Below are 23,629 nucleotides of genomic sequence, written 5' to 3' on the forward strand. Positions count from 1 at the left end.
ACATCGGGTCGAAAACGGTGACCGGGCCGGCGCCGGTCTCGATCTTGGCCGGGAAGGTCACGGCCTTAGCCCGGCGTACCAGGGTGATGCTATCCTCGTTGACGGGCAGGCCATACCAGGCCGGGCCGTTCAGCGACGCAAAAGCCTCAAGCCTGTCCAATGCACTTTCCTGCTCGAAGACATGGGCAAGGCAGCTCATGGTGTTGATGGACGTATAGATGCCGGCGCAGCCGCAGGCGCATTCCTTCAGCGGATCGACATGCGGAGCCGAATCCGTGCCGAGGAAGAACCTGGCATCGCCGCTGGTTGCGGCCCCACGCAAGGCCAGACGATGGTTTTCGCGCTTGGCGACGGGCAGGCAATAATAATGCGGGCGAATACCGCCGACCAGAATGGCATTGCGGTTGATGATCAGGTGATGCGTCGTGATCGAACCGGCGAGATTTGCCTTTGCCGACTTAATGTAGTCCACGCCGTCCGCGGTGGTCACATGCTCCATCGTGACCTTCAGTTCAGGCAGGCGTTGGCGCAACGGATCGAGCACGGTCTCGATGAACACGGCCTCGCGATCGAAAATATCCACCTCGGGCGTCGTGACCTCGCCATGAACACAGAGCGGCAGGCCTATCTTCGCCATGCGCTCCAGCACCGGCATTGCCTTGTTCAGATCGCGCACGCCGCCATGCGAGTTGGTCGTCGCACCCGCCGGATAGAGTTTGACGGCTGATATAAGGCCGCTCTTCTTGCCTTCTTCGACGTCGTCGGGATTGGTGTGTTCGGTGAGATAAAGCGTCATCAGCGGTTCGAACCGATCGCCCGCCGGCAGCGCTTTCAGGATGCGCTCGCGATAGGCGGTCGCATCCGCCGTGGTCACGACCGGCGGCACGAGATTGGGCATGATGATGGCGCGGGCGAAATGCCTGGAGGTATCGGCTATTACGCCTTCCAGCATGGCTCCGTCCCGCAAATGCAGATGCCAGTCGTCAGGACGGCGGATGGTGAGCTTTTGCATGGGCGCGACCTCTGGGAATGTGTGCGCGATCCTACCCGAAAGCTGCTTCAGCCTTTTCGGGATCGCACTTTCTGCTATCGCGCTTCGATAGCACCATCCGCCCTCGCAAAACAATCCGCGACGGCGGTTAAATGATGGGCGAGGTCAATCCTGCACGATATCTATGGTGACGTCCGCGCGGCGCCGGTTCTCCAGAATCAGCCGGCCGTTCGGCAGATCGTTGCCGTAAACCTTGGCCCGGGCGGTTTCTTCATCGAGATCGTAGCCCCTCCAGCGCTCCCAAAGCCGCTCTTCCAGCACTTCCATCGGCGGCGCGAGCATGATCGAATAGTCGAACATGCCTTCCAGCTCCGCCCATTTGCCCTGGTTGAACAGCAGATAATTGCCCTCGATGACGATGAAGCGATGATCTGCCGAGACGATGCGGGCCGAGGCGATGGCAATCTCTCGCGAGCGGTCGAAGACCGGCACGAGGACCTCCTGGTCGGCGGCGCGCACGGCCTTGACGATATCGAGGAAGGCGCGCACATCGAAACTGTCAGGCACGCCCTTCCGCTTTAAGAGTCCCTTCTCGATGAGGACGGCGTCATCCATGTGGAAGCCGTCCATGGGCAGGACTTCGGCGCTTTCGCCCCTCGCCTTCAACGCCTTAGCGACATTATCGGCCAGGGTGGATTTGCCGGCACCAGGCGGGCCGGCAATCGCGACCAGAAAGCGTTTCGCGTTGCCGGCGCGTGCGATAATCTCGCCGGCAACATCGTCAAGAGAAGCACTCATGCAGCGACGTTCTCGACCGGCGGAGCCTTGGCGCCGGTCATGAAGGCAACCGCGTCTGACATGGTGTATTCCTTCGGATTGATGACGGTTAGGCGTCGTCCAAGGCGATGGATATGGATACGGTCCGCAACCTCAAAGACGTGCGGCATATTGTGCGAGATCAGAACGATCGGCAAGCCGCGCGCACGGACATCGAGGATGAGTTCAAGGACCTTGCGGCTTTCCTTGACGCCTAGGGCTGCCGTCGGCTCGTCCATGATGACGACCTTGGAACCGAAGGCGGCGGCGCGTGCCACGGCAACGCCCTGGCGCTGACCGCCGGAGAGCGTTTCCACCGCCTGGTTGATGTTCTGGATCGTCATCAGGCCGAGCTCGCTGAGCTTGTCGCGGGCGCGCTTTTCCATGGCCGGCCGGTCGAGCATGCGGAAGACGGAACCGAGGAAACCGGGCTTGCGGATCTCGCGACCGAGGAACATGTTGTCAGCGATGGAGAGCGCCGGCGACAGCGCCAGGTTCTGGTAGACCGTTTCGATGCCGGCATCGCGCGCTTCCATCGGCGACCTGAAATGAACAGGTTTGCCTTCCAGCTTGATCTCGCCTTCATCGGGTGTCACTGCGCCGGAAATCGCCTTGATCAGCGAGGATTTTCCGGCGCCGTTGTCACCGATGACCGCAAGGATTTCGCCGGGATAGAGATCGAAATCAGCGTTGTCGAGCGCGGTGACGCGTCCATAGCGCTTGACGAGACCGCGGGCAGTGAGGATGGGTTCGACGGTCGTGGTCATGCCGATACCTTTCTGATCCATTGATCGATCGCGACGGCGCCGATGATGAGCACGCCGGTCAGAAGCACCTTCCACTGCGGATCGGCGCCGAGCATGTTGAGGCCCATGGAGACGACGCCGACGATCATGGCGCCAAAGAGCGTGCCGAGGATCGAGCCGCGGCCGCCGAAGAGCGAGATGCCGCCGATCACGGTTGCGGTAATCGCCTGAAGATTGAAGTCCGTCACGGCCGAAGACGGTGAGACAGAGCCGTTGCGGCCGATCGAAACCCAGGCGGCAAAGGCCGCGATCAGTCCCGAAACGCCATAGACCGCAAGCAGTACCTTCTTGGTCTGGATGCCCGACAATTTCGCCGCTTCCGGATCATCGCCGACAGCATAGACATGCCGGCCCCAGGCAGTGTGATTGAGAATATACCATAGGCCCAGCACCAGCAACACCATGGCGATGACGCCGAGGGTCAGCACCGCGCCGCCAAGCCGGAAGCTGATCGCGAAGAGATGCAGGAGCGGCGCCTTTTCATCGACATCGGTGTCGCGGATGGTTTCATTGGCGGAATAGATGAAGTTCGTCGCCATGACGATGTTCCAGGTGCCGAGCGTCACGATGAACGGCGGCAGCTTCATGTTGGCGACGAGGAAACCGTTGAGCAACCCGCAGATGCCGCCAGCGGCCATGCCGGCGATGATGGCGACCGGCGCCGGCAGACCGTAAGTGACGGCGACGTTGCCCATGACGACGGAGGAAATGACCATGATCACGCCAATCGAAAGATCGATGCCGGCGGTCAGGATGACCAGCGTCTGGGCAGCACCGAGAATGCCGACGATCGCGATCTGCTGCAGGATCAGTGTCAGCGTATAGGCGGAAAAGAACCGCCCACCGATCGCGATGCCGAAGATCACGATCGCCATTACCAATACGATCAACGGCACGGCGGCCGGCGTCGAATGCAGAAAGTGCTGCACGCGCTTGAGAAAAGAGACATCGTGCTGCTCGAACGACGCGACGTTCTTGTCGCTGCCGTCGAGAACACGTTCGAATTCCTGTGCTCCGGACATAATTATTCCTCCGCCACCGCGCTCATGCGCGGAAACCGCCGGCTTTTAAGGGGCCAGCCGAGGGGATGAACCCCGGCCGACGTGACTGTTGTGATGGTCTGCTCCCTAGTGAGGAGAGCCGCGCCAGCAGGCGCATGACGCGGCTCCCGAAGGGATTATATCACATTTCGTAAGGGGCTTAGCCCCAGCACTTTGCCGTGCCTTCCTTGGTGTCGATCGACTTCAGGCCGGAAACCGGCTTGTCGGTGACGAGGGAGACGCCGGTGTCGAAGAAGGACTTGCCTTCGGTCGGCTTCGGCTTCTCGCCGCTATCGGCGAACTTCTTGATCGCCTCGACGCCGAGGGCGGCCATCATCAGCGGATACTGCTGCGACGTAGCGCCGATTACGCCTTCCTTGACGGACTTGACGCCCGGGCAACCGCCGTCAACAGACACGATCAGAACCTGCTTTTCCAAGCCGACGGCCTTCAGGGCCTGATAGGCGCCGACAGCGGCCGGTTCGTTGATCGTGTGGATGACGTTGATGCTGGAATCCTTCTGCAGGAGGTTTTCCATGGCCTTGCGGCCACCTTCCTCGTTGCCGTTGGTGACATCATGACCAACGATGCGCGGATCGGTTTCGTCGCCGATCTTGTTCGGATCCTTCGGGTCGATGCCGAAGCCGATCATGAAGCCCTGGTCGCGCAGGACGTCGACGGAAGGCTGCGACGGCGTCAGGTCGAGGAAGCCGATCTTGGCACTCTTGGCCTTGTCGCCCAGCGTCTTGTTGGCCCATTCGCCGATCAGCTTGCCGGCAAGAAGGTTGTCGGTGGCGAAGGTCGCGTCGGCGGCGTCAGCCGGTTCCAGAGGCGTATCGAGGGCAATGACCAGCAGGCCGGCATCGCGTGCCTTCTTGACGGAGGAAACGATACCCTTCGTGTCGGAAGCTGTGATCAGAATACCCTTGGCGCCGCTGGCGATGCAGCTTTCGATCGCGGCAACCTGGCTTTCGCTGTCGCCATCGATCTTGCCGGCATAGGACTTCAGCGTGACGCCGAGTTCCTTGGCCTTGGCGGTGGCGCCTTCCTTCATCTTGACGAAGAAGGGATTGGTATCGGTCTTGGTGATGAGGCAGGCGGATACGCCGGCGGCCTTGGCCGGAGCGGCAAATGCAACGCCGAGCGCCAGGGCGGCAACGGCTGCGGAAATAACGGATTTCTTCATTCAATCCTCCCGATGTTTAAAAGCCGGACCCTCCGGCCGTCGCGGGCTCACTTCGAACCCGGTTAAAGATGCGTCAAGCCTGTCGGATTGTTTTCGGTGGACCTCCTCCAAGGCTATGCGCGCATCCTCGACGGTCAATATCAGACCCTAAAGAAATCCACCTGTCAATAAATAAATCCGATTGAATTATTAATTCGATATGGCATTCTGCGGAAAAATAGGGCATGGCCATGATGGAAGGAGCAGGCCCATGTCTCTCGTGCATGACCCGGAGGACACACCCACAACACCGGCGATTCTCGACCCCACCGGGGGTGCGAACCAGCTTGGCGTGCGTGCTCACAATGAGCGGCTCGTGCTTTCGCTCGTTCGCCGCCACGGTGCCCTCTCCAAGGCCGATATCGCGCGGCGAAGCGGGCTTTCGGCACAGACTGTGTCCGTCATCATGCGGGAACTGGAAAAGGACGGGCTGCTATCCCGCGATGCGCCGGTTCGCGGGCGCGTCGGCCAACCATCCACTCCGATGCGGCTCAATCCGGACGCCGTACTTTCCTTTGGCGTCAAGATCGGCCGACGCAGCGCCGACCTCGTGCTGATGGATTTCGTCGGCAGCATCCGGATGCAGCTCCATCAGATCTACCCCTACCCGCTGCCGGAAGACATCATCACCTTCGTCGCGGCCGGCATCAAGGAACTGGAAGGGCGCCTCAGCGAAGAGCAGCGCCGCAAGATCGCGGGAATGGGCGTTGCCGCACCTTTCGAACTCTGGAACTGGGCCGAGCAGGTAGGCGCGCCGCCGGGAGCGATGGATGCCTGGCGAGGCTTCGATCTCAGGTCGGAAATCGCCTCGCGCGTGGCTTACCCGGTCTTTCTGCAAAACGATGCTACCAGCGCCTGCGGTGCCGAACTGGTCTTCGGGATCGGCCCGCATTATCCGGATTTCGTCTATTTCTTCATAGGCTCATTCCTCGGCGGCGGCATCGTCCTGAATTCGTCCGTCTTCGTTGGCCGAACGGGTACCGCGGGCGCACTCGGCCCCCTGCCCGTGCGCGGCCGCAACGGCGAGAATCGCCAGCTTCTCGAGATCGCTTCGATCTTCGTGCTGGAAAATCTATTGCGGGATCATGGTTTCGATCCACGCCCTCTTTGGTATTCGGCGGATAATTGGATCGACTTCGGCGAACCGCTGGAGATCTGGATCCAGGATACGGCCAAGGCTCTCGCACAGGCGATTGTCGCCTCCGCCTCCGTTCTTGATTTCAGTGCCGCCGTCATCGATGGCGGCTTTCCGGGTTGGGTGCGGGAACGCGTGGTGCGCGCAACCATCAAGGCAGCGGCGGAACTGGATCTTCAGGGCGTTGTCATGCCCGAGATCATCGAGGGCGCCGTGGGGCCGCAGGCACGCGCCATCGGCGGCGCCAGCCTGCCGATCTTCGCGCGCTACCTCATCGACCAGAACGTTCTTTTCAAGGAGATAGAGCATGCTGAAGGGCATTGACCCGCTGTTGAGCCCGGAGCTTCTGGCGACGCTACGCGCCATGGGCCACGGCGACGAGATCGCCCTCGTAGACGGCAATTATCCCGGTCTCGAACATGGCCGCCGTCTCATCCGCCTCGACGGCCACGGCGTCATTCGCGTCCTCGATGCCGTGCTGAGCGTGCTGCCGATCGACGATTTCGTGCCGCAGGCGATATTCCGGGCGACCGTCAAGCAGGACCGCGATGCCATCGACCCCGTTCATGCGGAGATGATCGAATGCTGCGCCCGGCATGTGCCCGAAATCAAGGTCGTGCCGCTGCTGCCGTCGGAATTCTACGAGCGGGTGCAGCGTGCGCATGCACTGATACAGACGAGCGAGCCGCGGCTCTATGGGAACATCATTTTGCGCAAGGGTGTGATTTATCCAGCAAAATAGCATGCCCGCCCCTCATCCGGCCTTCGGCTACCTTCTCCCGCTTGCGGGGCGAAGGAGATGGGCGCACCTGCAGCCTTCCCTCCGGCAAGTTGCCCAGACGAGAATGCGGAGCTAGTCCCCTCTCCCCGCCTGCGGGGAGAGGGTTAGGGTGAGGGTCAAACTCTCAAGATGGCAGAAGCCAGTCATCCGCCTACCCCTCAAATATCCCCAGCCGACGGCCCCCAGACATCCGTCATGGCAAAACCTTCCGCCATCGGATCGAACGGATCGAGCGCCACTTGGCTAAGACCGAATGTGAAGCCGCGGCCGGTGATGGTCGGGATAATCGCCGGCCTGCCGGCAACCTCCGTCTCCGCCTGCAGCCCTACCTCGAACTCCGAACCGATGATCGAGCGGGACTTGAAGATATCGCCGACCTTGGCCTTGCCGCGAGCATGCAGCGTCGCCAGATTGGCGGAATTGCCGGTGCCGCAGGGCGAGCGGTCGGCGCGGCCGGGCCACATGGTCGTGCAGGTGCGGATGGCGCCATCGGCATCGATATCGCGGAACATGACATAGGCAACGCCCGAGATCGCCGGGATTTCCGGATGAACCACGGACATGGTGCGGTTGATCGCATCCTTGAGGATCATGCCGGCCTGGACAAGGGCGGCCGCATTCGCCTTTTCGATCTTCAAGCCGATCTGGCCAACATCGACGAGTGCATAGAAAATCCCGCCATAGCAGAGATCGAGCTTGATCCTACCCCACTGCGGCGTGTCGAGCCCGACATCCAGCTCATGCACGAAGGACGGCACCATGGTCAGCCGCACTTTTTCGCAGCGGCCGTCGCGGCAGGTCGCAGTGGCGCGTACGAGGCCGGCGGCCGTGTCGAGCGTCACGACCGTTTCCGGCTCCTTCATCTCGACGATGCCGGATTCCAGCAGCGCCGTGGTCACGCAGATGGAGTTCGAGCCGGAGCTTGCATGCGCTTGATCGGGCTGCAGAATGATGAAACCGGCATCGGCCTCGGGATGCTTGGTCGGCAGCAGCAGATTCACCGATCCGATCGGCGCGCCGCGTGGCTCCAGCACGAGGAAACGACGCAGCTCCTGGCCCTTTGGATCCGTGTTCAGCCAATGGAGCTGCTCGGCAATGCTGTTGCCGGGGATCTTCGGCACGCCGCCGATGGCAACCTTGCCGATCTCACCCTCGCAGTGAACATCCAGCAACTGGATCGTGCGCTTCCATCTCATCTCATCCACTCCAATCACACATGCCAGATGGTGCAGCCATCTGACTGCTTGCATCTCTGATATATCAGATGGCGAAACATGACTATCGCGTTTCGCAGCAACGATGAATGCGGCGGCTCCGGATCGCATCATGATAGCATTATTGACGCAATGCTTCGCCGACATTGCTGCCGGTCGCCTCGACGCTATCGCCCAGAGATCCCACCGTATTGCCGGCTGATGCGCCAACGCGACGCCATTGCTCGCCGTAATTCGCGCGGGTGCGAGGATCGAAAATGGCAATCGGAGCGCTGACGGCAGCACCCGCCACGCTACCGACCGTCTGGGCAGCACCCATAGCAACTGCTCCGACGGCATCGCCGATACCGACATCGGAGTCCGTGATCGTCTGGCCGGCAATCAACCGCGCACCGATCAGCTTCACCACTTCCGGGCTTTCGGCGAACTTGCCGTGATTAAGACCATCGCCGGTCTTGAGCTTCGTGAGATCGAGTACGGTGATCCCGTGCTTTTCCAGCTCACTGCGATAGGGCTCAGCTGTCGGGTCGATCTGTCCGAGCCGGTCGATATTGCCGGAAATGCGACGCGAGAGTGAAAGCGCGCGGTCATCCCGCGAGACGAACAGCGTGAAATGCGGCTTGTCCTTGCCGAGTGCTGCGAACTGTCTTCCGAAGACATCGACGTCTAGATCGGGCGAGGCTAGGATGACATTGTTGATCTTCGGCGCGACGCGGCCGTTGCGAATCGCCATCTGCCGCAGCGATTCGACTGCGAGCCAGCTGCCCATCGAATGCGCCATGACGGTGATATCGCCGACGGCCGGATCAGCGGCGACGCGGCGCAGCAATTCCTCGAGCGAGTCACGGGAATAGTTCGTGCTCTCCTTGTCATAGGCATAGTCGAAAATGCTAGCGCGCGACGGCCAGGTAAACACGATCGGTACGACGTCGGCATGCGAATCGTGAACGATCTGCGCAAAGCGGTAGACGGCATCCTCATAGCGGTTGTTGAAACCGTGCACGAAGATCAGCACCCGCCTGTTCTTCGGCAATTCCGCATGCACCCAGGCCCGCCCATCCGCCTCCGTCGCCAAAGGCTTGACCGCGGTAGTGACGAAATTTTTCAGCGGATCGCCTGGCAAGCGGCTCGGCCACTGCACCTGGCCGACCTTGCGATTGGCCTCTGGCGGAATGGAGACACTGACGGCATCCACCTTGAGCCCCGGCCCGCGCTCACCCGAAAACAGGATGGCCGGATCCTTGTCCGGCAGGCGCGTTGTGGCGACAAGCAGATCGACCTTGGATGTGCCAGGCACGTTTTCACTGATGGGCTGCATAACCCCGATAGGGCGACCGCATGCGGCGAGCGACAATGTCGCAACAACGGTCATAGTCCGGAGAAACAGCTTTCCCCGCCGGTCCGAACCCGCCATGCGCTGCATCATGCAACCCTTCCATACCGCCATAACGTCGCGCCACTCTACGCATGGATACCTGCGGTGCAAGCCGCTCCCGCGGCTTATGGCCACATGACGCGACGCTAATTCGCGGCGGCATTGCAAAGGCGCAACGCATTCTGACAAGTCACTCACGATGGGAAGATAAAAAAAGAGCCCGACGCGGGAGGAGGATGCATCGGGCTCTTGATCCGGATTGGCAACTGGGAGGAGGAGGAGTGTTGCCAATCATTGAAGGAGCGCTGGGAGGAGGAGTGCGCTGCCTTCGAGGGATTAGATATAACGAGCGAATGGGGATGAACAGATCGGCTTTCGCAATGCAGCAATGCGCTGAGCGCATTGCTCTCTCCTCAGATGCCGAAAATATCGCATACCGCCGGCGTTCTGAACGTTTTACCGCCTATTTTGCAGTCGTTATCGATCCTAATCCTAAGATTCACATGATTGTGATCGGCGTTTCTGCATGGGAAGCCCCCTCGACCGCTTGTCCGATCAGCAACCGCCGATCGAACAAGCGAATTTCGGTTCAGGCGGCCTTGAAGGCTTTCTTGCCTTCAGCATCGAGCGCAGCAAACTCCTCGTCGGACAGAACGATATCGACCGCGGCGGTGTTTTCCTCGAGGTGCTTAACCTTGCCCGTTCCGGGGATCGGCAGCATCACGGGGCTGCGCTTCAGCACCCATGCAAGCGCGATCTGGCTCGGAGCGGCATTGTGCTTCTTCGCGATGGTATCGAGCAGCGAGCCCTCCTTGGCGAGATCGCCGGCGGCCAGCGGGAACCAGGGAATGAAACCGATGCCGTACTTTTCGCAATAGTCGAGCACGTCCTCGCTGGTGCGATCGACCAGGTTGTAGCGGTTCTGCACCGTCACCACCTTGAAATGCTTCGACGCCGCCTCGATGTCGGCAACGGAGACCTCGCTCAAGCCCGCATGACGGATGATGCCGTCGCTCTGCAGCGACTTCACGGCATCGAACTGCTCGGCCGCCGGCACCTTGGAATCGATCCGATGCAGTTGCCAGAGATCGATGCGATCAACGCCGAGGTTGCGCAGGCTCTTGTGCGCCTGCTGGATCAGGTATTCGGGACGCCCCACAGGCACCCAGGCATTCGGCCCGGTTCGGGTAAGACCACCCTTGGTCGCTACCACGAGACCGTGGCCATAGGGATGAAGCGCCTCCTTGATAAGACGTTCGGAAACGTCCGGGCCATAGGAATCGGCGGTATCGATGAAATTGATGCCGAGTTCCGGCAGGCGCCTCAGCGTACGCACGGCTTCGTCATGATCCTCCGGCTCACCCCATATACCGGCGCCGGTGATACGCATGGCACCGAAACCGAGACGATGGACGGGGAGATCGCCGCCGATCTTGAACTGACCGGATTTGGCTGCGTCGAATTCTGACATGGTTATAGTCCCTTTTGCTGATCTGAAATGTATCTGGCGTTTCCGGCATCCGCGGAGGAGCCGAGACTTGAAGGGCAAATCGAGGGTTTCGCGAGAGATGCAGTCGCGACCCGATACTACATGGGTCTGCATCGCGGCATATGCAATGCATCGCGATGCACGATGCGTCGCGGCCGATCAGGGCGGCTTCCCTGGGTTAGCCCGGCGCAGTCATGGGCGCCGTTGCACCTGCTCGCCGAGATCGGCAAGCGCTGCCCAAAGCTCATCGAACATGGTGCGAGCGAACTGCTCCACCGAAGCATTCTGCGGAGATTGCGTCCAGCGCTCACCGCCGATGCGCAGCATTGCCACGACCGCCGCCGCAAGCATGCCGAGGCGCAGACGCTCCCCCTGGCTGCCGCTGCGGGCAAACAGCGCGTCCGCGAGCTTCCTCTCCAGCTTGGCATATTTCAGCTGATCGCGGGCTTGAAGAGTTGGCGTATTGCGGATCAGGGCGACGAGAGCAAGGCTTTGCGGATCGGCGATAGCAATCTGAAGGGCGGAATTGACGGCGGCCTCGATGACCTCGACGATCGAAGCATCTTCGGGCTGTGCGGCGACCGCTGCGATCAACTCGCGGGCAAAACCATCCTGCCAGGCGGCAACGACCTCTTCCTTGCTGGGGAAATAATCGAAGAAGCTACGCTTGGAAACGTCGGCCGCCTCTGTGATATCTTCGATCGTGGTAGCGTCAAAGCCGCGCTCGAGGAAAAGCTTCAGTGCGGCGGCTTCGATGCGTTCGCGGGTTTGACGGCGCTTGCGCTCGCGCCGGCCTTCCTTTACCGCGCTGTCGACATCCGGCTTTTTCGCCATCCTCTACCCCCGGCATTCACTTCAGGCCGCCCAAATCGGCCTTACCGGCTTCAGGCGCTGATTCCGGCATTCTCTCCGGTGCTACGATATTTGGAGCCGATGATCGAGAGCTCCAGAGGATTTTGCCGCGATATCCTGTAGACGCCGGCCGGCGGAATGTTGCGCACGGTGCCGCCGATGCGCTTTGCAGTGAGCCCGAGGCTTTCAAGGATCGGTTTCTGCACCGGACAGCGCGGGCCGTAGGTGAACTGATAGAAAGCTCCTCCCGGCTTCATCGTTTCGAAGGCACCCCCGACGATGCCCGCGACTTTGGCGGGCGGCATGGATAGCAGCGGCAGGCCGCTAATGACGGCACCGAACGGCGCGTCATCGAAAAGACCGCATTGGCCGAGCTGCGCCGCATCCATATGCACGACCTTCGCCGCCGGAAAACGCCCACGCAGGCGGACAGCAAATTCCTCGCCGAATTCGACGAGCGTCAGCGCGCTCTCGGGAATGCCTCGCGCCAGCAGCGCCCGCGTGAATACGCCAGTGCCCGGACCGAGTTCCAGGATTGGACCATCGAAGGGCTCGATCTCCTGGGTCATCAGTCTTGCCAGCCTCTCCCCGGAGGGCGCCACTGCCGCAACGCGCAGGGGATTGCTGACCCAGGAGCGGAAGAACTGCACGAAATCAGCGTAAGAGGTCTTTGTCGTCATTCCGCAAATCCAATCTTCGGCCACAAAGCATGATGAGGGCCGAACAGCATGGCAATTCAAAGGCGTGCCACGCCATTCGACTGTTGAAACTCCCTGATACGCAAGCGTTGTCGCGGATTTTCTGCTTATTAATTTTCATTCAATGCAAACTTGCATTTAGTATAATAATTACCAGATACGATGGGCATTGCCAAATCTCTTCACAGGAGCCCGCAATGCCAGACTGGACAGTGAAAGATATTCCGCCGCAGACAGGTCGTATCGCAGTCGTTACCGGCGCCAACAGCGGTATCGGCTACGAGGCGGCAAAGGCTCTGGCAGCGGCCGGCGCCAAGGTCGTCATCGCATCGCGCAACGAGGCCAGGGCCCAAGAGGCGATCGCCAAGATCCGTGCAGCAACACCGGGCGCAGACGTGACCTTCGAGGCGCTCGATCTTGCCAGCCTCGATTCCGTCGCGCGCACGGCGACCCGCATCGCCGATAGGCTGCCGCATATCGACCTGCTCATCAACAATGCCGGCGTCATGGCCATTCCGGACCGGCACGAGACCGAGGATGGTCTCGAGATGCAGATGGGAGCCAATTATATCGGCCATTTCGCCTGGACGATGCGGCTGCTGCCGAAGGTTTCTGCGGCCGAGAATCCGCGCGTGATCACGGTCAGCAGCCTGGCGCATCGCAGCGGCAGGATCAATTTCGACGATCTGCAGTGGCGCAAGCACTATCGGCCCTGGCCCGCCTATTGCCAATCGAAGCTGGCAACGCTGCTCTTCAGCCTGGAGCTCGATCGCATCGCACGCGCCGAAGGCTGGAAGCTGAAAAGCATTGCCGCCCATCCCGGCTATGCCGCGACCGGCCTGCAGACCACAGGTCCGCGCATGGGCCGCGATCGGGCCGGCAGCCTCGAAATCGCGACAAGATTGCTGGGGCCGTTTCTATCGCATACGGCAGCAGCCGGCGCCCTCCCGACCCTCTTTGCGGCGACCGCGCCGGAGGCGGAAGGCGGCGCCATGTATGGCCCGAACGGTTTCTATGAACTCAAAGGCCCGCCGGTGCGAGCCAAGATTGCCGCTCATGCCCGCGATCAGGCCATCTGGCGACGGTTGTGGGATGTTTCCGAACAGTTGACCGGCTGAGACAGCCCTTGCCGCAGCGGTCTGAAAGAAATCCCCCTCCATAGAACGGAGAGGGATTTCGATCTGTTTCACATTACGGGCTGACGCACTGACGCCGCGGACCATTGGTCGGCTGATAGGTATTGTCCGATGCACGATAGGTCTTGTAGCGGCTTGCGCACCAGCGGACATGCGCGCTGCCGCGCGGCGGCTGTGATACGGCCCCGCCGATGATTGCTCCGGCTGTGAATGCAGCCATCGGATACCACCAGCCGTCATGACGCCGATAGCCGGGGCGATGATAGCGATAGCCGCGATGGCCGTGCCAGTAGCCGGGGCGATAATGGGGGCGATGCCGCCCGCGATAGTGCCTGTTGTGATGACGGTATTGAACTTCCGTCAGGCCCGGGGGGCGGCTCACTCGTCTGTTGGATGGCCGGCTGGGTTAGCGGCTGAATTGGGACGGCTGCCACCGGATCGAAAGACGTAACGGCAAGCAGGGCACTCAAGGTAGTTACCGTTACGGTTGTCAGAAATCGTTTCACAGCTCTTCTCCTCCCGTCGAGTCGCAATACTGATGAACAACGCGCAATGGTTGAAAACCTTTCATAATATTATTGCTTGCGCAAGTACATGCCGCGCGATAGGCCTATAGATAGGAAGCCTATCTATCTATCAGTGAGAGACGTAATGGGTAAAGCCGACCCCCATCAGGGCCGCGAGGATGCCTACGCGCTGGCGGAGGCTTTGCGCCCTGCACTCCATCGACTCTATCGACAGTTGCGGCGCGAGAGCGACGAGGCCGATCTGTCGCCGCTGCATGCCCTGCTGCTCGTCGCCATCATCCAACAGCCAGGCATCGGCGTTGCCGAACTAGCTCGGCTAGAGAGACTGAGAGGACCGACGATTTCAGGCCACGTGAAGGCGATGGAGCGGGATGGCCTCATTGCCCGTTCGGAACGGGACCCGAGCGACCGTCGCCGCAATGGCCTGGTGGCGACCGAGAAAGGTGAGGAAATCATCCGCAGCCTGAAACGGCGGAGAACGGACTGGCTCGCCTCAGAACTCGCCAAACTGTCGCCGCAGCAGCGCGACGCCATTCGCGCCGCCATCGAACCGCTCATGGAGATCGGGCAATGAATGCGACTCTTCCGGATAGTGCCACGCCATTGGCTTCGGCAGCAGACATCCCGCCCGATCGCCGCGAAATCCGCGCCGTGATCTTCGGGCTGATGATCGTACTCGGCCTCGGCGCCATCGACCAGAGCATCGTCGCGACGGCGCTGCCACGCATCGTCAGCGATCTCGGCGGCCTGACGCATCTCTCCTGGGTGGTAAGCGCCTATGTGCTCGCCTCGACCAGCACCATGCCGCTCTACGGCAAGCTCAGTGACCAATACGGCCGCAAGCCGATGATCTATGCGGCAATCCTCATCTTTCTTCTCGGCTCGGTGCTGAGCGGCATGGCGCAAACGCTGATGCAGCTCATCATCTTCCGAGCGATCCAGGGGATCGGCGCAGGCGGATTGCTGCCGCTGGCGCAGATCATCATCGGCGACATCGTGCCGCCGGCGAGACGCGGGCGCAATCAGGGTTCGATCGCGGCCGTCTTCGCCGTCTGCAGCGTCATCGGCCCGATCGCCGGCGGCGTCATCACCGATCTCCTGTCATGGCACTGGATCTTCTACGTCAACCTGCCGATCGGCGCGGTCGCCCTCGTCATGATCGGCCGAGCACTCAAGCGGCCGCATCATGCGCGTAGCCGCCGCATCGACTATCTCGGCGCGGCGCTGCTGACGAGCTGCACGACGAGCTTCCTGCTGGTGCTGGCCCTCGGCGGCAATGAATGGGCCTGGAACTCGCCCGAGATTTTCGGGCTTTCTGCGCTTGCACTCGTTCTTTTCGTCTTTTTCATCCTGCATATCCGGCGTGAGCCCGAGCCGGTGCTGCCGCCCGATCTCTTCCGCAACCGGCTCTTCGTTGTCGCCTGCATCGTGCTCGCCCTCACCTTCATGGGCATGCTGGGAGCAAGCCTCTTCTTTCCGCTGTTCTTCCAGATGGTCATGGGGGTCAGCCCCTCGCATTCCGGCCTGCTCACCGGTCCGCTGATGATCGGCGTCGTCATCTCCTCCATGGTCAACGGGCGTGTGCTGCTGCATCGCTTTGGGCGCTACAAGCCGGCGCAGCTCTGCGGCCTCAGCCTCGCAACGACAGCCTTTGCCGTGCTCGCCTGGGCTGCCGCCACCAGCCAGGGCTTCTCGATCATAGAGCCGACGGTCTTTGCGCTCGGCCTCGGTCTTGGCCTCGTCATGCCCACAATGACGATCGCGGTGCAGAATGCCCTGCCCCCGGCCCATCGTGGCGTGGGGACGGCGACGCTCGCCTTCTTCCGCTCGCTCGGAGGCCTCATCGGCGTCACCGGCTCGGGGGCCATTCTCGCCTATCGCGTACAGAATGCCGGCGGCGTCCTCGACGGGATGCATGGTTCCTCACTGACCGAAGCCGGCATGAAGCAGCTCGCCACCGCCTCCCCCGAAGCACATGACGCCGCGATAGCGCTCTATCGACATGCGATCGCCATGACCTTTGCGACTGGCACTGCGATTGTGGCCTTGGCGCTGATCGCGCTGTTGTTCTTGCCGGAATTGCCGCTAAGAGCGGATCATGGGAAGCAGGCCACGCAACGAAACTGAATTGGCGGGAAAATAGCCCGGTGTTCAGACCGCTTACATTAGCCGAGGAACCGAAGTTTCTTCGGCAATCGCGGACTGGACCACTTCAAAGCGCTCGGTGAAGCGGCTATCGGGTTTGATATTCTCTGGGGAAAATTGTGCATAAGCCGCGAAGCTCAATTCTATAAAATGCTCGAGCGAAATTAGACGATATTGCTGATATCGCTTGAACATGTAAGAGCCCTCCACGCCCAGTACTTCGCCGATTTCGGGATAAACCGGAAAGCAAGAGCCGATCATGATCGTATCCGCCGGCACGATATCGGTTTGGTGGGGCTCGATCCCACATGTCTGCAGAAACACATGCGCAATATCATGGATCGGGCGCGCTTTTGAATGGTCGATGCCATACATGAAGCACTCGCGGCGCGACCAGGCTCTGAACGACGCGGTTATATCCAGTCCGTATTCGGCAAAATGGTCCAGCAGCTGCTTGCGCTCACCCTCCCAGCGATCGAGGAATCCGCACCGCTCGAAAATCTCGCGGCGAAATAAAGCCCTTGTCTTCTCAATGCCCAAGCCTGCCTTATATGCCGCCAAGACAAGCATCGAATGGTAGGCACCCATAGCGCCGTCGAACGGGAGATCATTTGCGAGCACGAAGCAAACATCTGGATGATAAGCGTCGAACTTGATCGAGGGAATTCTACTCAATTGCCTGACTGCAGAGAAATCACAATAACCGCGCTCTACGTGGGGATGGATGATTACCCTGTCATAATTGGGAAGCAGTTCGCGGTATTGGGCCACATTAGCGCCAAACGTCCATACATCGGCGTGATCGATGCGAATGTCATTGCTCAGCAGACGAAGCGAATTCGCCAAATTATGCGTCTGCGCGTTCGAAATGACCAACCATGCTTCCACAAAGAAACTCCCATTCTATTGGGTCGAACCCAGAGAACTTCACTCAAACGCATTCGATGATCCGCGGGCTTGGGATCATCGCAATCTGGATCAGCACGCAGTTATGGGCGAAGCATTTCGATTTCGCGTTCGTCGCAAACCACGTGCTGATATTCTTCCTGAGGCGGAGCCAATGGCGCAAATTTCTCGGTCGGCGCCTCAACATGGGCCACATAGTTTCTTACGAAGCAGCGCATCACATGGGCGACGCCGAGATGATTGACCTCTCGATAATCGTCTTCATAATAGAGGCCGCCGGCGTAGCTGCCGGTAATGATCTCATAGGACGGAAAGTAATCGACCCAGTCAAAACGGGGTAGCATCTGCTCAGCTACAACTCGCAGGACAGATTTACTATAGGTTGTCGAAACCAAAACACTCCTATCCTCATATGTAGCCACCAGCGGGACAGGCGAGACGGTTAACAACACCCTGACGCGAGGGTTGATCTCTTTCAGCCTGCGCAAGACAAAGGTGAGGTCGAGCTCGATTTCCTCAACGTTGAAATTGACGAACTCATGCGCGTCGGGATCGAATGAACCCGCGCTGACGCCAGGCGCAAGCGGAAAGACAGATCTATCGGCCTTCGACCTCCAAGCTTCGGTTAAGCCTAGCGTGAACACCAGGACGTCACATTCGAGAAAGACAGAGCGTACCGCTGCGAGATGTGCCCGCCGCGCTTCTATAACGTCCTCCTCGGTGTCGTAGCCGTCGGGCTCTATCTGCGGACGATAGGGATCTACAAACTTGCCATCCTTTCGCCGCCATGCCTTTTCGACGGGACGACGCGCATCGAAGACCTCCTCGAAGAGCTGTCGCAATTGCCGTGCCGTATAGATATTCCCGTAGCGAGCCGAAAAGACACCGAAATTGCGCCTGGCTCTTTCCGCCTCGTTCAAATGATCCGCGCGCTCCGTGATAAAATAATGGAAGCCGATGCGTTGAATCTGGCGTGATATATGCTGCGCAAAACAACTGCCAGCGGTTGCGACCTTGGAATTTCTGTCGATCTTAAACCGTGGCTTGACCACTGGATCAAATAGATGGGTTTCGACTCGAGCGACCGATCGACGCCATAATTGATAGTCCTTGATCCCAGAATACGGATTGGTCATGCTTCTGCCTCCGATATGACTTGTTTCACGCGGTCGAAGCGACTGCGAAAGCCAGGTTCAACCAAGATCTCACTCGGGTTGTAGGCCCGATAGACCTCGAAGCTCATCTCGATAAACCTCTCCAGCGAGATCAACTTATATTCTCCTGGCAACTTGAACGCGTAAGAACCACGGACGCCTATCGTCTCGCCGATCTCCGGATAGACGGGCAAACACGCGCCATCCACAATCGTGTCGGAAGGCACCAGATCCGTCACATTGGTTTCGGCGACGTGATTTTTGAGAAAAATGCGCGCAATGTCGAAAATTGGACGCGCCTTTGGATGTCCCAAGCCATGCATGAAGCATTCGCCGCGTGTCCAGCGGCGGAAGGCGTTTGATAGATCCATTCCCATCACCGAAAAGGATGAGATGAGTCTGTCCCTTGCAAGTTCCCAACGCGCAAAGAAGCCGCATTGCTCGTAAATTTCACGCCGAAACAGCTTTCGGGTTTTCTCAGGACTCCTCCCCGCCTGGAATGCGGCGAGGACAATCATGGAATGACAAGCTGCAAGTGGCTTGTAGAGGCGCACACCATCTACGCCGACAAAGCAAAAATCCGGATGATATGCATCGAATTCGACGTTCGGAATCTCATTTACGTTCTTCAAGCTCCGAAAATCATAACTAGCAAGTCTGACTTCTGGATTTATGATCACTCGATCGTAGGTCGGGATTTCCTTCTCATAATCCTGCACGTTCTTCTTGAAATGCCATACGTCGATGCAATCAAGATGAAAGCTATTGCCTTGCAACTGCAATGAGCGTGCGAGGCCATAGGTATTGCAATTAGAAATCAGCAACCAACGATCCATGGCACATCCTGACATAAGCGCATTGCCACCAAAATCGCCCACGAACCAACTGACAGAACGAACTCCTCCGTTCCGATTGTGTGATTTCGGTTATATGGCTTGTCTATCTTCGGACTTGTCTATCTTCGGAAATGAGGAAGTATTTATTATACAACCGAGCAAAAACGGAGCTATAAGACCTTACCGACGCCCCCAAGACGATTAAGTGATGCATCAAGTAAACTTGCTGTATCCTCGTAATTCTATACCCATAGCGTCAAATCCGGTCGAATCGCGTCAGACGTCTAAAATGGTTAGGATTTTGAGGGCGCAATCGGGAAGGGAGAGACGTGTAAAGAAGGCATAGTGTTGCGCCTTTCAGATGGACGTCCAAACTTTATTGATCATTGGCGCGAACTGCCCGCCACATCACGCAAACGCTGTTCGGTCGATGGCGTAAGATCTCGATAGGCAGCTGATTACACGCTGCTCGGACTAAGCCGGTCCGCTCAATGAGCCTTCAACTTACACATAACTAGAGAAAAATGGCGCACCCGAAGAGATTCGAACTCCTGACCCCCAGATTCGTAGTCTGGTGCTCTATCCAGCTGAGCTACGGGTGCGTGGCCGAAACGGAAGAAACCGTTGGCGTGGGCGGTTCTCTAAAGCCTCCCTTGAGGGAATGCAAGTGGATTTCTGAAAAAGATCGCAATTTTCGTGCATAGCGACATCAAATAACTGAAAACAATCAGTTTTCTTGCAGGCTTCTGCTGCGGTAATCATCGAGGGATACCGGGCGGTCGGGAATTTCGATGCGGAACTGCGTGCCGGCCGCCGGTTTTTCGACGAGCGCGATCGTGCCGCCATGGGCAAGAACGAGCTCACGGGCAATCGCCAGACCAAGGCCGGTGCCGCCGGAGCGGGCGGAACCGCGGAAGGCCGTAAACAGGTTCTCCCGCGCCTTCTGCGGCATGCCCGGGCCGGTATCGTCGACGGTGATGCTGACGACACTGCCAATCCGATGTGCCGAAACCGTGATTCGCCTGACACTATCGGGTTCCGCTTCGCCGAAAGCGATCAGCGCCTGATAGGCATTGCGGCAGAGATTATGAATGACGCGGAAGAGCTGCTCGCTGTCGGCATCGACTTCCAGATCCGGACTGAGCTGCACGATGAACTCGATGCCGCTGTCCGGATCGATCGCCAGGATATCACGCACCTCTTCAATGAGTTCGAATATGCGAATCTTGCGTCGGCGCGGGGCCGACTCGGAGGTCTGGCCAAAGGAGAGAACCTCGGTCGTATAGCCGACGGCGCGATCGATGGTGCGCAACAGCTTCGGAGCAAAGCGCTTGACCATCGGGTCGTCGACATCGACCAGACGGTCCGACATCAGCTGCGCAGCCGAAAGGATATTGCGCATGTCATGATTGATCTTCGACACCGCCAATCCGAGCGCAGCCAGGTTCTTCTGCTGCTTGAGGGTCTTCTGCAATTGCGACTGCATCGCGGCGAGATGCCGGCCGGCCACGGCCAGCTCGTCCCGCCCCTTCTCCGGCACAAGAATATGGCCGGGATCCTCCGGATCATCGGAATAGGCCTGCATGCTGTCGGTCAGGCGGCGGATGGGACGGATCATCATGCGATTGATCGCAAAGAAGATCAGCGTTGCGGTGAACAGCGAGATGAGGATGGAGACGAAGAAGACGCTGGTCGAATAGGCAAGCATCGCATTGCGCAGCCGGGTATCCTTCAGCACCACCTCGATGCCCGTATTGGCATCGCCGCCAACCGGGCCGAACACGCGAATGATGCGATTGCCGCCGAAGAGCAGCGTATCGAGCGCGTCCTTGATGGCGGTGAGCTGGGACACGTCGCTGAGATCGTATTTTTCATCGACGGCGGCCGGCATCTCGGCTGTGGCCAGCAGGCGCGACGTGCCGTCCTTGCGCAGAACGATGGCCCGCGTGCCCGTCGCCATCAGCGTCTCCTTTTGCAGAGCACGCGGCAGTTCAGCCGGCTGCAGACCATCGATGACGATGGCAGCGGCAGCGGCGGTGTTCAGCCGATCCTGCAGCCATCGCAGCCGCATATTGGCGACCGAAGGCACGAAAATCAGCACTTCCGCCAACGAAATGAAAACGACGGTGAGGATGAGGAGCTTGCCGGAAAGGCCGCCGAAAATACCTGTGGGACGGCAAAGCTGGGACAGGCGGCCTTTCTCGACCTTGCCGTCTTTTACGGCATCCTTGTCCTGCCCACTGTCCATTTCAATTGTCCCGCTTCGCTTAAAAAGCGATCTGATGCGACCTGATCGAAACTAGATAATAGGCGATTGTGGAGCTTTTTCCAATCGGCTTGGGATTTTGACAGAGGGCGAAAGCCGGCAGCGACGCTCAGGCGCCGCAGCCGGCCTCATATCTGACGGATCAGAACTCTTCCCAGCCTGGCGCCGCTGCAGCCGGAGCAAGCGCCCCGCCGCCAAAGGCGGTCGCGACCCTGTCGATCATGCGGCGTGCCGGTGAGGCAGCCGGACGATGCGTCTCGGCGCGTGCGGGAACGGGAGCGGAAACATTGGCTGCGTCCACCTTGAAGCGCGAGACGAGCTGGACAAGGCCATCCGCTTCGGCCGCCAGCCGATGGGTCGCGGCCGAAGTCTCCTCGACCATGGCGGCATTGCGCTGCGTGACCTCATCCATCTGATTGACGGCCTTGTTCACCTCCGACAGGCCCGTTGCCTGTTCGCGTGCCGCTGTCGCTATCGAGTGAATGTGATCATTGATCTTCAGCACGCGGGCCTCGATGGAGGACAGCGCCTCACCGGTTGCCTGTACGAGCTTGACGCCGACCTGCACCTCGTTACCGGACTTGCCGATCAGCGCCTTGATATCCTTGGCCGCGGTGGCGGAGCGCTGGGCGAGCTCACGCACTTCCTGGGCAACGACGGCAAAGCCCTTGCCCGCATCGCCGGCGCGTGCGGCCTCTACGCCGGCATTCAGCGCCAGTAGATTGGTCTGGAAGGCGATGTCGTCGATCACACCGATGATCTGGCTGATCTCGCCCGATGCCTGCTCGATGCGTCCCATGGCGTCGATCGCGTTGCGAACCACCGTGCCGGAGCGAGCCGCGTCGTCCTTGGCTTCGCTCACCATGACGCTCGCCTCGCGCGCCCGTTCCGTCGAATTCTGAACGACGGAGGTGATCTCGTCGAGCGCTGCCGAAGTCTCCTCCAGAGCAGCCGCCTGCTGTTCGGTGCGCTTGGAAAGATCGTCGCTGGCGTGACGGAGCTCGTTCGTATTGGAATTGATCGAACCAGTGGTGCCGCGCACTTCGCTCATTGTGCTTTTGAGCGTCTCGAATGTCGCGTTGACGTTCTGCTGCAGCTCGGCGAAGGCGCCCTGGAAATTGCCCTTCATCGCCTGGGTCAAGTCTCCCTCAGCCAAGCTCGCGATGACGCGTCGAACTTCGCCGATACCCGTGTCGACGCTCACAAGCAGCTCGTTCACATTGCCGGCGAAACGATTGAGGTTGACGTCGCCATAGTCCTTCTCGATGCGGTGGCTGAAATCGCCGGCCGCGGCGGCAGAGACTGCGAGAGACATGCTCGACTGAAGCTCGTCGCTTTTTGCGCGCAAGGCCGCCTCCTCGGCATTCATGCGGCGCACGGCCTTGCCGTTTTCCTTGAAGACGTCGACGGCCGCCGCCATCTCGCCGATTTCGTCCTTCCGGCCGGCAAATGGCACTTCGATGTCGAAATGGCCGTCGGCGACATCCTTTATCGCATCGGTCACCCTGCGGATCGGGCGGCTCAGATGGACGGTTCCAATATAGGCGCCGAGGCCGACGCCGGCTACGATACCGGCGAACATGATGCCGAGCACGACCCACAAGACGCTGCTGTGAAAGTCTGCAATCTCGGTCTCTGCCTTTGCAAGCTCCGCTTTGTCGGTCTGAACAATCGCATCGATCTCAGCCTGAAAAGCCTTGCGGTTGGCGCGGTTCGCCTCGTTGTTGCCCTGCTTGCCGGCGGCATCCGGGCCATCGGTCACGCCGAGCCTGGCCGTTTCGGTGCGAAAGGCGCGAAACTCCTGGGCACGGGCCTGCAGCTTGGTGAATTCCGGCTGCTGCATCTCCGGCACCAGGGGCGCCCAGCTTGCAAGCACCTTGTCGATCTCGTCGAGATCGGCCATCAGCCCACCGGCAAAGGGTTTGACATCCTTTGCGGCAGCAGCGGCATAAATGCCCCGCGCTTCCATGACGACCGCGGTCACGTAACGATTCAAGCGCTCGCCCATGTAAGCGCGGCTCGCCGTCTGCTCGTAGCTCTGTAATTTCTGGTCATATTGATGCAACGCATAGAGCGCAGTGACGCCGATCATTAGCGCCGCCCCGGCCATGACAGATACAAGCAGATTAATTTTGCCGCGAATTTTCACAATACCCCTCCGGCGCAGATCCCACCCCCCACAAACCGATGGGTTTTACCGCACAAAGCTAGATATCGGCTAAAATCATTAATGTTAT

Annotated in this window: 20 protein-coding genes, 1 tRNA gene and 1 pseudogene; 5 read left to right on the top strand and 17 right to left on the bottom strand. The window is 59.7% G+C overall.

Annotated features, from left to right (window positions below; genetic code table 11):
- From pyrC to AC13RE_RS28100, 5 genes are all read right to left on the bottom strand, one after another.
- A partial coding sequence (gene pyrC, locus AC13RE_RS28080) for a dihydroorotase (protein ID WP_488565357.1) occupies positions 1-1,012 on the bottom strand: 1,012 nt, incomplete at its 3' end.
- Between the two features lie 144 nt (positions 1,013-1,156).
- The gene (locus tag AC13RE_RS28085) at positions 1,157-1,789 is read right to left on the bottom strand and encodes a nucleoside triphosphate hydrolase (protein ID WP_488565358.1); all 633 of its coding nucleotides are present in this window, start codon (positions 1,787-1,789) and stop codon (positions 1,157-1,159) included.
- Entirely contained in the window at positions 1,786-2,595 is an 810-nt protein-coding gene (locus AC13RE_RS28090) for an ATP-binding cassette domain-containing protein (RefSeq protein WP_181476231.1), read from the bottom strand. Before AC13RE_RS28090 ends, AC13RE_RS28085 begins: the two co-directional genes overlap by 4 nt.
- Positions 2,571-3,635: an ABC transporter permease gene (locus AC13RE_RS28095; RefSeq protein ID WP_132715727.1), complete on the bottom strand. Its 1,065-nt coding sequence runs from the start codon at positions 3,633-3,635 to the stop codon at positions 2,571-2,573. The genes AC13RE_RS28090 and AC13RE_RS28095 overlap by 25 nt, the downstream gene beginning before the upstream one ends.
- A gap of 178 nt (positions 3,636-3,813) precedes the next feature.
- On the bottom strand, positions 3,814-4,839 hold the full coding sequence (locus AC13RE_RS28100; RefSeq protein ID WP_132715726.1) for a sugar ABC transporter substrate-binding protein: 1,026 nt from the start codon (positions 4,837-4,839) through the stop codon (positions 3,814-3,816).
- Between the two features lie 250 nt (positions 4,840-5,089).
- On the opposite strand from AC13RE_RS28100, the gene AC13RE_RS28105 reads away from it, so the two are divergent.
- Both AC13RE_RS28105 and AC13RE_RS28110 read left to right on the top strand, forming a co-directional pair.
- Positions 5,090-6,337, top strand: coding sequence for an ROK family transcriptional regulator (locus tag AC13RE_RS28105; protein WP_488565359.1), 1,248 nt, complete (start codon positions 5,090-5,092; stop codon positions 6,335-6,337).
- On the top strand, positions 6,321-6,755 hold the full coding sequence (locus AC13RE_RS28110) for an RbsD/FucU family protein (protein WP_488565360.1): 435 nt from the start codon (positions 6,321-6,323) through the stop codon (positions 6,753-6,755). The genes AC13RE_RS28105 and AC13RE_RS28110 overlap by 17 nt, the downstream gene beginning before the upstream one ends.
- 197 nt (positions 6,756-6,952) lie before the next feature.
- Here AC13RE_RS28110 and AC13RE_RS28115 read toward each other — a convergent pair whose 3' ends face one another.
- The 5 genes from AC13RE_RS28115 to AC13RE_RS28135 form a co-directional block, all read right to left on the bottom strand.
- Positions 6,953-7,990 (bottom strand): 4-hydroxyproline epimerase, encoded by a 1,038-nt coding sequence (locus AC13RE_RS28115; protein WP_488565361.1) that lies wholly within the window; start codon positions 7,988-7,990, stop codon positions 6,953-6,955.
- A gap of 139 nt (positions 7,991-8,129) precedes the next feature.
- Positions 8,130-9,422 carry an alpha/beta hydrolase gene (locus AC13RE_RS28120; RefSeq protein WP_488565372.1) on the bottom strand — a complete coding sequence of 431 codons (1,293 nt, stop codon included), beginning with the start codon at positions 9,420-9,422 and terminating at the stop codon, positions 8,130-8,132.
- Positions 9,423-9,972: 550 nt separating this feature from the next.
- Positions 9,973-10,854 (bottom strand): aldo/keto reductase, encoded by an 882-nt coding sequence (locus tag AC13RE_RS28125; RefSeq protein ID WP_488565362.1) that lies wholly within the window; start codon positions 10,852-10,854, stop codon positions 9,973-9,975.
- A 210-nt stretch (positions 10,855-11,064) separates the two neighbouring features.
- Positions 11,065-11,706 (bottom strand): TetR family transcriptional regulator, encoded by a 642-nt coding sequence (locus AC13RE_RS28130; protein WP_488565363.1) that lies wholly within the window; start codon positions 11,704-11,706, stop codon positions 11,065-11,067.
- Positions 11,707-11,756: 50 nt separating this feature from the next.
- Positions 11,757-12,404 carry a class I SAM-dependent methyltransferase gene (locus AC13RE_RS28135; protein WP_488565364.1) on the bottom strand — a complete coding sequence of 216 codons (648 nt, stop codon included), beginning with the start codon at positions 12,402-12,404 and terminating at the stop codon, positions 11,757-11,759.
- Positions 12,405-12,619: 215 nt separating this feature from the next.
- Between AC13RE_RS28135 and AC13RE_RS28140 the strand changes: the two genes are divergently transcribed.
- The gene (locus tag AC13RE_RS28140; protein ID WP_488565365.1) at positions 12,620-13,540 is read left to right on the top strand and encodes an oxidoreductase; all 921 of its coding nucleotides are present in this window, start codon (positions 12,620-12,622) and stop codon (positions 13,538-13,540) included.
- 73 nt (positions 13,541-13,613) lie between these two features.
- On the opposite strand, the pseudogene AC13RE_RS28145 reads toward AC13RE_RS28140, so the two are convergent.
- Positions 13,614-14,064: pseudogene (locus AC13RE_RS28145) on the bottom strand (BA14K family protein).
- A 145-nt stretch (positions 14,065-14,209) separates the two neighbouring features.
- Here AC13RE_RS28145 and AC13RE_RS28150 point away from each other — a divergent pair.
- Positions 14,210-14,659 carry a MarR family winged helix-turn-helix transcriptional regulator gene (locus AC13RE_RS28150; protein ID WP_488565366.1) on the top strand — a complete coding sequence of 150 codons (450 nt, stop codon included), beginning with the start codon at positions 14,210-14,212 and terminating at the stop codon, positions 14,657-14,659.
- Positions 14,656-16,212 (top strand): MDR family MFS transporter, encoded by a 1,557-nt coding sequence (locus AC13RE_RS28155; RefSeq protein ID WP_488565367.1) that lies wholly within the window; start codon positions 14,656-14,658, stop codon positions 16,210-16,212. The genes AC13RE_RS28150 and AC13RE_RS28155 overlap by 4 nt, the downstream gene beginning before the upstream one ends.
- 33 nt (positions 16,213-16,245) lie before the next feature.
- Here AC13RE_RS28155 and AC13RE_RS28160 read toward each other — a convergent pair whose 3' ends face one another.
- The 6 genes from AC13RE_RS28160 to AC13RE_RS28185 form a co-directional block, all read right to left on the bottom strand.
- Complete coding sequence (locus AC13RE_RS28160) at positions 16,246-17,118, bottom strand: WcbI family polysaccharide biosynthesis putative acetyltransferase (RefSeq protein WP_488565368.1); 873 nt, start codon at positions 17,116-17,118, stop codon at positions 16,246-16,248.
- A gap of 101 nt (positions 17,119-17,219) precedes the next feature.
- Positions 17,220-18,272 (bottom strand): GSCFA domain-containing protein, encoded by a 1,053-nt coding sequence (locus tag AC13RE_RS28165; protein ID WP_488565369.1) that lies wholly within the window; start codon positions 18,270-18,272, stop codon positions 17,220-17,222.
- On the bottom strand, positions 18,269-19,126 hold the full coding sequence (locus tag AC13RE_RS28170; RefSeq protein WP_488565370.1) for a WcbI family polysaccharide biosynthesis putative acetyltransferase: 858 nt from the start codon (positions 19,124-19,126) through the stop codon (positions 18,269-18,271). Before AC13RE_RS28170 ends, AC13RE_RS28165 begins: the two co-directional genes overlap by 4 nt.
- A gap of 525 nt (positions 19,127-19,651) precedes the next feature.
- A tRNA-Arg gene (locus AC13RE_RS28175) sits at positions 19,652-19,728 on the bottom strand.
- A gap of 125 nt (positions 19,729-19,853) precedes the next feature.
- Positions 19,854-21,374, bottom strand: a complete 1,521-nt coding sequence (locus tag AC13RE_RS28180) for an ATP-binding protein (protein WP_488484204.1) — start codon at positions 21,372-21,374, stop codon at positions 19,854-19,856.
- 160 nt (positions 21,375-21,534) lie between these two features.
- Positions 21,535-23,541 carry a HAMP domain-containing methyl-accepting chemotaxis protein gene (locus AC13RE_RS28185; protein WP_488565371.1) on the bottom strand — a complete coding sequence of 669 codons (2,007 nt, stop codon included), beginning with the start codon at positions 23,539-23,541 and terminating at the stop codon, positions 21,535-21,537.
- Between the last annotated feature and the right edge of the window lie 88 nt (positions 23,542-23,629).

This window comes from Martinezella sp. CNPSo 3959, from assembly GCF_057784355.1.

Coding starts and splice junctions, on each gene's coding strand:
- AC13RE_RS28085 (WP_488565358.1), bottom strand. CDS start 1,789: ATGAGTGCTTCTCTTGACGATGTTGCCGGCGAGATTATCGCACGCGCC.
- AC13RE_RS28090 (WP_181476231.1), bottom strand. CDS start 2,595: ATGGATCAGAAAGGTATCGGCATGACCACGACCGTCGAACCCATCCTC.
- AC13RE_RS28095 (WP_132715727.1), bottom strand. CDS start 3,635: ATGTCCGGAGCACAGGAATTCGAACGTGTTCTCGACGGCAGCGACAAG.
- AC13RE_RS28100 (WP_132715726.1), bottom strand. CDS start 4,839: ATGAAGAAATCCGTTATTTCCGCAGCCGTTGCCGCCCTGGCGCTCGGC.
- AC13RE_RS28105 (WP_488565359.1), top strand. CDS start 5,090: ATGTCTCTCGTGCATGACCCGGAGGACACACCCACAACACCGGCGATT.
- AC13RE_RS28110 (WP_488565360.1), top strand. CDS start 6,321: ATGCTGAAGGGCATTGACCCGCTGTTGAGCCCGGAGCTTCTGGCGACG.
- AC13RE_RS28115 (WP_488565361.1), bottom strand. CDS start 7,990: ATGAGATGGAAGCGCACGATCCAGTTGCTGGATGTTCACTGCGAGGGT.
- AC13RE_RS28120 (WP_488565372.1), bottom strand. CDS start 9,422: ATGGCGGGTTCGGACCGGCGGGGAAAGCTGTTTCTCCGGACTATGACC.
- AC13RE_RS28125 (WP_488565362.1), bottom strand. CDS start 10,854: ATGTCAGAATTCGACGCAGCCAAATCCGGTCAGTTCAAGATCGGCGGC.
- AC13RE_RS28130 (WP_488565363.1), bottom strand. CDS start 11,706: ATGGCGAAAAAGCCGGATGTCGACAGCGCGGTAAAGGAAGGCCGGCGC.
- AC13RE_RS28135 (WP_488565364.1), bottom strand. CDS start 12,404: ATGACGACAAAGACCTCTTACGCTGATTTCGTGCAGTTCTTCCGCTCC.
- AC13RE_RS28140 (WP_488565365.1), top strand. CDS start 12,620: ATGCCAGACTGGACAGTGAAAGATATTCCGCCGCAGACAGGTCGTATC.
- AC13RE_RS28150 (WP_488565366.1), top strand. CDS start 14,210: ATGGGTAAAGCCGACCCCCATCAGGGCCGCGAGGATGCCTACGCGCTG.
- AC13RE_RS28155 (WP_488565367.1), top strand. CDS start 14,656: ATGAATGCGACTCTTCCGGATAGTGCCACGCCATTGGCTTCGGCAGCA.
- AC13RE_RS28165 (WP_488565369.1), bottom strand. CDS start 18,272: ATGACCAATCCGTATTCTGGGATCAAGGACTATCAATTATGGCGTCGA.
- AC13RE_RS28170 (WP_488565370.1), bottom strand. CDS start 19,126: ATGGATCGTTGGTTGCTGATTTCTAATTGCAATACCTATGGCCTCGCA.
- AC13RE_RS28180 (WP_488484204.1), bottom strand. CDS start 21,374: ATGGACAGTGGGCAGGACAAGGATGCCGTAAAAGACGGCAAGGTCGAG.